A 12,774-nucleotide genomic window follows, 5' to 3' on the forward strand; every position below is an offset into this window, starting at 1 on the left:
ATTTAAAAACATCTATATATAGTTTTGGCACAAATCCTAGTTCCTTAAACCACTTAAAAACCATGAAACTTAGTTTTCTCCACAAAACTTATAAAATAGTTTTGATTCTCAGTGTGTGTACATACAGTTTTGCATTTAAAGCAAACATTTCTGACACTACAAGCTCTGCAAAAAAAGTTCCAATTCCATTACCAATTCTCAAAAAATCATTATTTGATAAAGAACCAACGCTTGAGAAAACCATTTCAGATGGCCAAAAGCAAATCAAGTATACTGACGACAAGAATGTTGTAGATTGCATCTTCTTTGAAATTTTGTCTGACAAAAATAAATATGAAATTGGAGAACAAGTTAAAATTAAAATAAAAATTGTATTCTACGACAACCTGAATTTAAGCTACAAAGATGAGGAGTGTCAAAAGATTGCTTTAAAAGTAGTCTTACCAAAAGGATTTAGTCAAACAGGGGGAAGTTATTATGATTTTATTTCTCTGACATTAGATAAGAATAACAAAAGTAAAGAACTTGAAATTATAGGTCAATTCCATGAAATCAATCAAGCACATTGTTTTATACTTTTAAAAGGGCCATCAAAATCTAATTGGGAAACAATATTCATCAAAAAAGGTGAAAAGTGTCTTGAAATACTAGAGAAAACAGCCTCACCTAAACTGCACTTAAATAACCAAAAGCAGAATGTTGGCAGTTCTACTATTAAGGAAACAGTTGCAAATTCAATGGCAGATGCATGTACCGCTCCTACCACAACCCCAGCAAGCAGATGTGGTGAAGGTGTTGTAACTCTTACTGCATCTGGTTGTAATGGCGATGGAGCAACTTACACATGGTATAATCATGCAACAGTAGGAACGGAACTTGGAACATCAACTGATGGTACATTTACTACCTCTGCTTTAAATGCTTCTGCAACCTATTCGGTTACTTGTACCACAAACGCATGTACTGCCAGTGATAGATCGACTATTTCAATTACTATAACAGCACCTAAACCAACTATTACGCCAAACGGTCCATTAACTTTTTGTTCAGGAGAATCTGTAATTCTATCTGCATCAACTTGCAATGGAAGCCTTCTTTGGTCAAGCGGTCAAACAAGCATTTCAATAACTGTATTTTCATCTGGAACATATTCTGTTGTTTGTACTGAAAATTCTTGCACAAGTCAAGCCAGTTCACCAGTAGTTGTAAATGTAAATCCTATTCCAACAGCCCCAACAATATCTTCAACATCTACACTTATTTGTTACAACAGTACCTTGACGTTAACATCGACTGGCTGCACTGGTACCACTATATGGTCTACAGGGGCTACCGGAAGTACCCTCTCGGTAAATACGGCTGGGGCTTACACAGCAAAATGTGAAATTAATAATTGTATTAGTCCAAACAGCAATACACTTAACCTCACAGTAGCTACAAATATAAATCCCCCTACCATAAATATTGCCTCAAAAAAATATTGCAATGGACAAAATACAACTACAAACTTGATAGCTAGTGGTTGTTCAACATATAGCTGGTCAACAGGACAAACAACCGCTAGTATTACTGTAACTCCAACAATTACAACTACATACACTGTTAAATGTGTTGGAACTAATGGATGTTTTAGCTCTCAAACTCTTTCTACAATAGAAAAGACGAATTTGCCCGTAGTAAATCAACCTATTCTTAACTTTAATGGACAAAATATCTTAGTAAACAATTTCGAAAATCCTCAAAATTTACCTGCTGTGCTATCAGTACCCAATTGTAATGGTCATGTTAATTGGAATCGAAAATTATTTACTCAATCTTTAAATCCATCAATTGCAACAAATACACCCCAAATTACGGTAACAGAGAACCTTCATGCCTCTTATTATATTACCTGCTATAATGCTTGTAGTTCACAACAAATTGTCAAATATTACTGGCCATCAAAAGGCCCTATGGTTATTACCAATAACGGTCCAAAAAACATTGGAGAAAGTATCACACTGACTGCAAACTTTCCTGTTTTTTCAAGTCAGTCTTTAAGTGTTGTATATTTTAGGTGGACTCTTCCAGACGGTACCGTTTTAGCACCTGTGGCAAGCACAAGAACATTAACAAGAACAATTACCAATGGTTCTGCCAATGGAATTTATTCTGTTACGGCTTATGGTGAAATGGCTGGAGGTACAAATTTAAGTCCAGTTACATCCACCTCAAATGTTGTTATAAATAATTGTTCTTCAAATACAATTCCTACATTAAACCAATCTGGAAATATTCTTTTGTGTAATGGCCAATCTTTAACCGCCTCAAATTGTACAGGAACAATAAAGTGGAATACAGGTGCAACAGGTGCAACACTACCTATTACGGCATCTGGAACATACTCAGCACAATGTGTTCAATCGAATGGATGCATTAGTGCCAAAAGCTCAGAAGCCATCATTACGCTAAATTCGTCAATAAACCCTCCGACTATTACTGCCGGGGGCCCTACAACTTTTTGCTCTGGAAATAGTGTCAACCTTACTGCAACTGGTTGTTCTTCTACTGTTGAATGGTCAAATGGGTCAAACACAAACCCACTAAATGCGTTTAATTCAGGTAATTACACAGCAAGGTGCAAAGACGGTAACAACTGTTTGAGTTTGCCAAGTAATTCAATATCAATAGTACTTAACCCAGAGCCCATTACTCTTAGCATTTCAAATAGTACTCCTCTTGCCATTTGCTCAGGAGGTAACGTAACACTTCAGCCATCTTCAGGCTGTGAAGGAGTGATCAACTGGGATTGGTCAAATACTGAAGGAGGCACCGGAACAATTACTACATCAGGGTCATTAGAGGCTACTAATATTATCCACAATACTACTTACAAAGCAAAATGTACTACTGTTTGCGGTACCTCTACCAACTTTAGTAATCTCTTAACAGTAACGGTAAACAACCCCGTAATAACCTCAGCAACGTCTAATTTTCCATTGAATGCTGGTTCTACCCTCAATTTTAATTTGGCGGTTAGCGGAACTAATACTTATTCTTGGACTGGGCCAAATACCTTTACAAGTACCCTACAAAATCCGACTATTCCTAACTTTCAAACCGCATTGGAGGGGGTTTATTCAGTAACAGTAACTAGTCCTGCAGGGTGTACAGCTACAGCTTCGGTTAATGTACTCGTGCTTGATGACTGTAAATGCACTACTTGTGGTACTATTTCAGAAGTAAATTACGCTGAATGGCCAACTCCAGAAGCCAATGATAGAACAATCTCTGTTAATAAGAACTATGTAGAAGAACGAATATTTCTAACAGAAAACGCAAGTGAATTCGTACAATCAATCCAATACTTTGACGGATTAGGTAGACCAATACAAACGGTGAGTAGAAATACAGGTGCCGACGGCAAAGACGTGATTTCGTTTATGAAATACGATGCCTTTGGTCGTGAGACGGAGAAATACATGCCATATACCGACAATCATGCATTAACTGGAGCTTTGCCAAGCTTTGATACGCATAGTTTATTGCAAAAGGCATTTTATAATGATATTCCTGGTAAAACCTCCGACAAAGACTTCGCTCTTGCTCAAACTGTTTTTGAAGATTCTCCACTAAACAGAACCCTTCAACAAGGTGCTCCGGGTTTGTTATGGCAACCAAAGACGGATATCAATGCTACCGACAATCATGCCATGAAGATGCTTTACACAACGAATACTGTAGGTGGCTCACCAAGCACCATGGATGAGAAATTAGTCAACAACATCAAGCGTTTTGATATAAATACAGTAGCAACGGACATAGATGCTCAAGAAGTGGTGGTAGCTACATATGCACCTACCCAACTTTATGTAAACATCACCATAGACGAAAATGGCAACCGCTCGGCAGAAGCCAAAGACAAGTCGGGTCAAGTGGTGGCTAAGCGTATGCAAGACAAAACCAATAGTTTTATTGAAACCAACTATGTGTATGACGACTTTGGGCAACTACGTTTTGTTTTTCAACCTATGGCAGAGACAAGTTTGAGTGTAGGTACGCTTACTCCTTTGTCTGTCTCAAGCCCAATTAAAGAGCTGACTTTTGCATACAACTACGACGAGCGTGGCCGCATGACCCAGAAAAAAGTGCCAAGTGCCACCAAGGTGGAAATGGTTTACGACAGCCGCGACCGCTTAGTATTTACCCAAGATTCTTGGGGCAGAGACAACAGCCGCAATCGTTGGCTATATACAGAATACGATGAGCTGAACAGACCAAAAGCAACTGGATATTATACGCAAAATACAACTAGAACTTCTTTACAAGCAGATGTAATTGCTGGTAATACTTTAGGCGGAGCCAAGATAGCCTTGACTATCAATACGTACGATGCTTATGAAGGCAGTGATGCCAACTTATATGCCCTGGGCGAAACCTATGGACAAGTTAAGCGAAACAACGTAAAAGGTATGATGACCAAGTCTTTTACCCGAATAGTGGGCATAGACGAAACCAACCCTCTTTGGAACAAACTCATTAGCAACGTTAGCTTCTATGACACTTTAGGCCGACCAATAAAAACAGTGAGTACCAACCATACGGGTGGGCGTGACATAAGCGTGACCAAAATTGATTTTACGGGCCGTGCCATTACCAGTACACAGATTACGAACTATAAAAAGACGGCTACAGATTCAGTGTTAGTTACCATACAAACCAAAAATACCTACGACAAAGGTGGAAGAGTGGTGACCCTTTGCCAAAAAATTGATAACGACAACTGGGAGCAAGTTAGCAAAAACCAATACTACCCATTGGGTGAGCTAAAAACCAAAGGCCTAGGCTGTGACAACAGCACAGGTAGCCCATTGGCCTTACAAAATGTTGACTACGAATACAACATAAGAGGTTGGCTGACCGAAATTAATAAAATAGCCGACGCCAGTATGACTGCCAACAAAGACCTATTTGCCATGAAACTAAGCTACGCCACAGCCACTACCTACGACGGAGCCGAAGTAAGCAATACCTTCTTTAATGGCAATATTGTTAAACAAGAGTGGAATACGCTCAGGTCACTGAGTGGAGCTGAAGTGCCGGGCGGCATACAAACCTATAATTACAAATACGACAAGCTGAACCGCCTAATGGAAGGCACCTACACAGGTACGCTTGCCGAAGGCATAAGTACAACAATGTATGACCCAACCCACGGCTACGACAAAAACGGAAACATTGGCTACTTAAAACGCACCACAGGAGGCGGAGCTACTGTGATGGACGAGTTGATTTACAGCTACGCTGCCAACCAATTAACAGTCGTAGTCGATGGCGGAGACGCCACCCAAGGCTTTAAAGACAAAGTAAATACCACGGACTATACCTACGAGCAAGCAGGTAATATGGTAACCGATGCCAACAAAGACCTGAGCATAGCCTATAACCATTTGAACTTACCAGCTAGCATTACCAGAACCAACAGTGGTATCAACAATGGAGTAATTAAACACTATTACGCAGGAGCTACCAAAGTACGTATGGAAACCTACGATGCTGCGGGTACTACCTTGATAAAGGCATACGACTATTTAGCAGGCATGGTTTACCAAGAAACCGTAACGGCCGGCAACAGTACAAAAGAATTGGATTTTGTGGCAAGTAGTGAGGGCAGAGCATTACTTACTAAGAAAGTGTTAAATTTAACAGCAGACCCAACCACAGGCGACAAATTTAGATTTGAATACAGTCTAAAAGACCATTTAGGTAATTTGAGAGTTAGTTGTAGATGCGGTGAGCCAAAACGTGACCAAGTTGGTGTAATAATACCTGAAGGCCAAGCTGGTGAGGGCATTGAACATCTAGCCGTGGTACAAGAGCAGCACTATGATGCTTGGGGCTTAGCGTTTTCATCTGTCAGTTCGAGTGGAGTCGAGAACCTCAAAGACAGATTTAAATATAATGGTAAAGAAGAAGTTGAAGAATTAGAAATTGGATTATATGAATATGGATTTAGATGGTATGATCAAACCTCAGCCAGATTAATACAAATTGACCCGCTGGCGGATAAGCGAGAATGGGTTTCTCCATACAATTTTGTTCAAAATAACCCTGTCAATCGTATTGACCCCGATGGTGCATTAGATGAACCTTGTTGTGGTGGAGACGACCCAAGCCAAGACCCATTTTTATTTGCAAAATTAGCTGTAACTGCGTTTTATGATACAAAACACGCTATTTATAATACTACGTTTAGGGCGTTTGGTTCGAATTTGAGAGCAGGATATAAGGTAGAAAACGGTAGTGAAGTGTTTGAAACACAATTTTCTCGAAAACCCGTTGATAATTCTTTAAAAGGAGGTATCAAGGAAGCAGTATCTACTGTTGCTGATGTTGTCTCAATATTTCCAGGAGGAAGTACAGAAGGTAAATTATTAGCTCAAACAAGTAAATCTCAAACATCAAGAGCTGTAAAAGCGGCTACCTCAGACATCTCTGTAACAGATACTAAAAACGCACTTAATCAAGTTTACGAAAAACTTGGGATAGACAAAGCTCTTCCTAAAATGAAAGAAGGGAAGTATGGTAGTTCGCAAAGAGGAGATTCTAATAAAGGTTATCGATTAGATAAAGAGGGGCATCCAAATACAACAAATCCAAACGAAACGGGACCTCATATAAATTATTGGGATTATACCCAAGGTAAAAGAAAATCAGGAAATGGCATTAAAGATGCAGTTCCTATTAAAAAATAAAAATATGGAAACAAACACAAGCGATTTTAACTGGCATGATTGCCCATTGTATTCATTAAAATTTGATGATAATTTAGAATTAGATTTGGATTATATTATCAAATGGGAATTAGGTGATAATAATAAATACAAATATTTGATTGCCCCTGCAATTTTAGTGTTTTATGAAGTAAAAAATTTCCATATATCCGCAAAATCAAGTATATTAAATGGATTTGAAATTAATTATATAAAAAAAGACCCACAGAATTCATGGAAAATTGATTTGCAGGAAGGCGAAATAATTTTTGAATCGGAAGGTTTTACTCAAAAATTAACAAAAAAACCTATATGGTCAGATAATCAATATCTAAGTGAGAAGGAAAGAATGATATAGCAAATAGCCCATCTGTACGAAGGATACTTCCTTCGTACGTGTGTAAAGCGGGTTGTACCCACAAAAAGAATATGAATAGTAAATTTTTAATATTAAAACAAAGTTATTAGTGTAGTTAACGAAAATAACTAAATCCTATAAAAGGCTCTGGCTATGCGAAGGATATTTCCTTCTTACGTGTGTAAAGCGGCTTTTAGCCGCAGAGATAGTAGTAAGTCGAAATTTAGATGGATATGATTTTGAGAGAGGGATTTTCTAGAATGAATTACTAAAGTCAAAGCATGCGAGAATGGCAGTTTTAGAAAAGATAAAAACAGTATTTACTAAAGTAATTGAAAAAGATTTTAAGAAAAGAAGAAGGTAATGAGAAATTAAGAAAAAGATTAACATCGTGAAAAATAAACCAACTGAAATAAAAAAAACTCCTCTCTACGAAGGCTATTGCCTTCGCAGGCGTGTAAGGTGGGTTTCACCCGCAGATCAAATAATTATATCCATTAGAAATACAAAAAAGACGAACGCTTAGGCATTTACAAGAAACAATTATTTAAAAATCAAATAACCCAATTGTCTAAATACAATTTTTATATGAAGAAAATACTGTCCTTTACATTTGCTTTTAATGTTGTGTGCTTTATGGCACATAGCCAAAATAAAACAAATGACACACTCACTAATAGCACAACACCACCAACCATAGTTAAAAAATTCCACCAAGGAAGATGGGAGCGTGTTTCAGAAATGACACAAGAGGAATTGTTTAATCCAAAAAAACATAAATTAGAAAGTTCAAAAGAGGACCTCAGGAGTAAATCAGATAATCAGATATTACCAAGAACGGCCAGTATTAACTGGAAGGATACAGATGGAAATATTTACATATTTGGAGGAAAGGGTATTGACGAGACAAAAAACGAAGGCCTTTTCTCAGATATTTGGCAATATACGCCAAAATCAAAAAAGTGGGTGTCTGTAAATGGCCAAAAAGAGTCGAAAAAATTTAAGCAGAATGATGAAAAGTCTCTAACAACCACAACAACCTCTCCATTGGCGAGACAAGATGCTGCCACATGGGTGGGGAAAGACAATTGTCTATATTTATTTGGCGGAAACACAAGTACACAATCAGAAAACCTGGGAGACTTTTGGAAGTTTGATAACAAAACCAAAACCTGGACGCTAATTTCAAACTCAACAGAATTTAATAAAAAGAGTGTCTCAAGTGGCAAAAACAAATCCAACAAGATTAATACCCCAGCAGGAAGGGCAAATGCAACTACTTGGGTTGATAAAAATGGAGACTTTTGGCTTTTTGGTGGACTGACTTACGATAAAACTTTAGCCACTAATGGATACTTAAATGACCTTTGGAAATATGATTTCAATAAAAAAACATGGATTTGGATAAACGGTGAACTAAAAACTAATTCAAAAGCCAATAAGAATCAGGATTCTAAAACTGAATCCTTCCCATCATCAAGAGCACAATGCTTGGCTTGGTATGATAAATCTAATAACAACCTCTGGCTTTACGGCGGCTTTGGCCTTAGTGATGAGGGCAATTTTTATGGTGGTTTGTCTGACATGTGGTTTTTTGATATTAAAAGCAGTAAATGGATATTAAAATATTCTTCAAGTAAACTTTTTCAGCAGGCAACAGTCAAAACAATCGGTTATGAACATACCGAAAACAATCCTGGTTTTAGAATAGGAGGCACTACTTGGGTTGATGGTAGTGGAGACTTACTTCTTTATGGAGGGCAAAAAACTTTCAATAATGATACCTTAAAGATGGAAAGAAATATTTGGAAGTTTAGTTTGTCTACCTTACAATGGATTCCGATTTATGCTAAAAAGGCCCCTTCAATTATTTCTTCTGCAGCACATAATGAAGTAGAAACAAATGAAGTATGGTTTATATGTGGAGAATATATGGATGATAAATTTAATGTAAAATACAGTAACACAATTTGGAAATTTAAAGAACAATAAAATGAGAACACTACTAATATCAATAATATTTGCTTTTGCTTTAAAAGGGAACGCCCAAAATCAGAATAAATTTTCTGAAATACCTCCATCTCCGAATGCTGCAAACCTTGGGAAATTTGGCGAGATTCCAGTAAACCAAAGCACAGGTGCCCTTAACCTGAGTGTGCCGCTGGTCACAATACATGAGAGAGATATTAATTGGCCAATTGCCCTCAATTATAATTATACTGGTTATAAACCCCTTGAACATCCTGGTTGGGTAGGCAGAGGTTGGTCTTTATCTGGAGGTGGAATTATAACCAGAACTATTCGAGGATTGGCTGATGAAACTCCCAGTTTTGGTTATCTAACAATAGGGCAAGAATACGCAGATATTTTAATGAATAACCCCTCCGGAGTAAGTTCTAGTCCAATTTTTCAGTCCTTAGCTTTGGGGGATGGTGTTTATGATACTGAACCCGATATTTTCTATTTTAATTTTGGTAATATTTCTGGTAAGTTCTTTTTCGGTCAGGATGGAAACGCCCATATTGTCTCAAATAAGAAATACAAAATTGAAAAAACAATAGGAAGTTCTGGTACGGATGTAGAAGATAGATCACTCAGTGACATTATAGAATCTTTCACAATAACGGATGACGATGGTATCAAATATCTATTTAATGTAAAAGAGTATTCTACCAGCTTTTTAGGTGGATCTTCTGCTTCTTGGGGGGTTTCTACTTGGCATATTAAAGAACTATTGACGCCAAATGGTAATAAACTGCAATTCAATTACACGCCAGGCGGGCAAACAACGATAATTTCACCAAGTTTTGTTGAAAAGGGAATATATCCAAATTGCAATATGTGCAACGACTTCGGAGCGTCCTCTCTTTTCGTCAATGATATATCTTTTCAACATTCAGAAGAAAAATTTTTAACTTCAATTGAGGTTCTAAACGGTTTTACAAAAGTTGAATTTAATTCAGAAGTAATAAATGATTACGTTACAACTTACCTAAGTACTACAAGAAAATTAAAATCGGTCGTTCTAACAGACAAAATAAATTCTAACTTCATTTCTAAGAAAAGACTAACATACAACGATACTTTCCCAGATATATTAGTGCAAGTACAGAACGAAGATGGCAACGGAAATTTGTTAGAACCTTACAAATTTGAATACATCGATGGGATTGCATCCACAAACATATACCTAACTAGAGCTATAGATCATTGGGGATATTATAACGCTGGCATCCCTGGGAATACTCTAATACCAGAGTTTGGAGCAAATAGGAACCCAAATTTCAATGGCTCGAAGAGGAATGCCTTAACAAAAATTACTTATCCAACTGGAGGGTCTTCAATTATAACTTATGAACAAAATGATTACGCTCATTCAGCATCAGGCGGCCCTGTTTCTGGTGATTTGATTGATGTTGAGAATTTTTATTATGTCTACCATGGAATAGATCAAACTTTTTCTGAGGCTTTTGACCCTATTTCTGTAAATTATCAATCTTTTTATACTGTTTACATAAACTGGGAGTATTATAATGGCTGTTGTCCAGGAGGAAATCAATGTACAGGTTCGTTTCCGATTGGTTCTGGATACCTATTTCCCGGGCAAACATATGCGAATGAATACTTCATTAATAATGACATTTTGGAAGAGTTTGGTTCCGAGTGCAATTCAGATTTTCATATTTTTGCAAACGTTACATTAAATAATGTAATTGCGAAAAATTCTAAATACGGCCCAGGGATAAGAATAAAATCTATTGAAAAGTTTGACCCAATTAGGGCTTTGTCAGAATTAACAGAATACAAATACAAAGAGACCTCAGACATTTCCAAGTCGAGTGGAGCAATAAATACAACTCCAGCTTATTCAGGAGAAATATTATTACCTCAGATTTCAATTGGTTTACCTTTTTACAGAAATAACTCTTTTATAAACCTAGGAAGCCCAATGGTCATTTACGAAAATGTAGATGAAGTTGTCAATAATATTTCACGAACTAATTATACTTTTTCAACTTATAAACTTCCCTATTTGGATATTTATTCTTTTGAAGGCCCTTTGGCTTCAAATGTAGAAAAAATTGGAAGTTTTGAGTCTTATGATTTCGCTAGGGGAGTTAATCTTTCTACTAAGTATTTCAAAAACAACAATATTTTACAAAAAGAAATTAGTAATCAATATAGTTTTAGACGTGTGAGTGGACCTGGCCTGCAGAATAATTTTGAATATAAAATTCCTTCAATGTTTTATGAAGGCTTAACTAAAGTTATTACTTGGGTTGGTAATGGTAATGCGTATTTTCCTGTTTACTGGAATAAGTTTTATTTTAATGTTTCAAGCTTTTTTGAAAAAACCAAACAAACTATAACAACATATAATGAATTCAATGAAATAGAAATGTTAACTGAAGTAAACTATTCCTATGAAAATGAATCGCATTTGCAGTTGACAAAGCAATCAAGTTTAAACTCAAAGAATGAAACAGTAGAAACGATTACAAAGTACCCAGAAGACTATTTAGTTAATCCCTCAAGGGCAAACTTTATCAACACTTTAATTTTGGAAAATAGACATTCAACTCCAATAGAAAAAATAACGAAACTAACAGATGAAAACTCCAATACCAAAATTATAGATGCATCAGTTGATACATATAAAAGCTTTACCGGTAATGCAGTTAAACCGAGTTTACTACTCCCGTATAAAAAGTTTCAGTTTAATAAAAACTCTTTAGGAATATTAACTTCTCCCTATGATGGCTCTTTAGATTACATTCCACAAAATACGAGTTATAGAGAAACAACTTCGTTTAACGATTATAATAAATATGGACAGATACGTTCTATTACAATAAATCAATTAGAAAACAATGCTTTAGTTCACGCCTACAAAGGATTATATCCAGTTGCTGAAATTAAAAATTCGCTTTGGAATACAACATTGCAAAATATTGAGAATATAGTTTTAGACAACGTGAATTCTTCTACAATTTGGAGTACGATTGAAAGTAATAAGCCTAGTTTAACAAACAGTTTGGTTAATACTTATGTTTTTACCCCGCTCATCGGACTTAACAAAACTAGTAGCCCAAATGGTTTGGTTAAATTATACAGCTATGATTCATTTAACCGACTTTTTGAAATAAAAGAAAAAGAAGGTGAGATCGAAAGATTATTAAAAAGTTATAAATACAATTATAAACACTAATTATATAAATATGACCTTTATATGAGGTTAAAATAAATTAAGGGTAGGCACAATTTTATTTCTAATCAAATGAAGTTTTATGACGAGTAAAGAAAGGGTGCCAAGCAAATCCCTTTTACTTTTAAAAGAGATAATCTTGGTAGGATAGTAGAAACAATCGACCAGAATGGTAATTTGCTAAAATCTAAGTGCATATTCCAGTGAAAGTGAGCCAGCCATTCCGGTTCAAAGTGAGCCACTTGAGTTGAGTTGTTTGGTTTTGATTTGATTTTGATTCAAAGATATTTAATTGTTTTGATTTTTGATGTTTTTTCTCAGTGATTCACCCTTTAGATCTATTCTGTGGGCTTGATGTATTATTCTATCGAGAATGGCATCTGCAATGGTGTTGTCATTGATGTATTGATGCCAAGCTGACACAGGCAATTGAGATGTGATAATTGTGGCGTATTTAT

At 36.3% G+C, this 12,774-nt stretch carries 5 protein-coding genes; 4 read left to right on the plus strand and 1 reads right to left on the minus strand.

All coding sequences use genetic code 11. The features are described from left to right. The first annotated feature begins 62 nt into the window (after positions 1–62). The 4 genes from EGI24_RS03595 (at position 63) to EGI24_RS03610 (ending at position 12,319) form a co-directional block, all read left to right on the plus strand. Positions 63–6,734: a DUF6443 domain-containing protein gene (locus tag EGI24_RS03595; RefSeq protein WP_255046943.1), complete on the plus strand. Its 6,672-nt coding sequence runs from the start codon at positions 63–65 to the stop codon at positions 6,732–6,734. 4 nt (positions 6,735–6,738) lie between these two features. Then, positions 6,739–7,110, plus strand: coding sequence for a hypothetical protein (locus EGI24_RS03600; RefSeq protein WP_255046944.1), 372 nt, complete (start codon positions 6,739–6,741; stop codon positions 7,108–7,110). A gap of 588 nt (positions 7,111–7,698) precedes the next feature. Continuing rightward, positions 7,699–9,102: a kelch repeat-containing protein gene (locus EGI24_RS03605; RefSeq protein ID WP_255046945.1), complete on the plus strand. Its 1,404-nt coding sequence runs from the start codon at positions 7,699–7,701 to the stop codon at positions 9,100–9,102. Between the two features lies 1 nt (position 9,103). After that, a complete protein-coding gene (locus EGI24_RS03610) occupies positions 9,104–12,319 on the plus strand; it encodes a hypothetical protein (RefSeq protein WP_255046946.1) in 3,216 nt (1,071 codons plus the stop codon). A gap of 285 nt (positions 12,320–12,604) precedes the next feature. On the opposite strand, the gene EGI24_RS03615 is transcribed toward EGI24_RS03610, so the two are convergent. Next, positions 12,605–12,774, minus strand: a 170-nt coding sequence (locus EGI24_RS03615; RefSeq protein WP_255046956.1) for an ATP-binding protein, incomplete at its 5' end; no start/stop codon positions are given.

Source organism: Lacihabitans sp. CS3-21 (genome assembly GCF_024343675.1).
Taxonomy (GTDB): Bacteria; Bacteroidota; Bacteroidia; order Cytophagales; family Spirosomataceae; genus Leadbetterella.

Excerpts from the sequence above, each read along its gene's own strand:
- EGI24_RS03610 (WP_255046946.1), top strand. The coding sequence starts at position 9,104 with ATGAGAACACTACTAATATCAATAATATTTGCTTTTGCTTTAAAAGGG.
- EGI24_RS03595 (WP_255046943.1), top strand. The coding sequence starts at position 63 with ATGAAACTTAGTTTTCTCCACAAAACTTATAAAATAGTTTTGATTCTC.
- EGI24_RS03605 (WP_255046945.1), top strand. The coding sequence starts at position 7,699 with ATGAAGAAAATACTGTCCTTTACATTTGCTTTTAATGTTGTGTGCTTT.
- EGI24_RS03600 (WP_255046944.1), top strand. The coding sequence starts at position 6,739 with ATGGAAACAAACACAAGCGATTTTAACTGGCATGATTGCCCATTGTAT.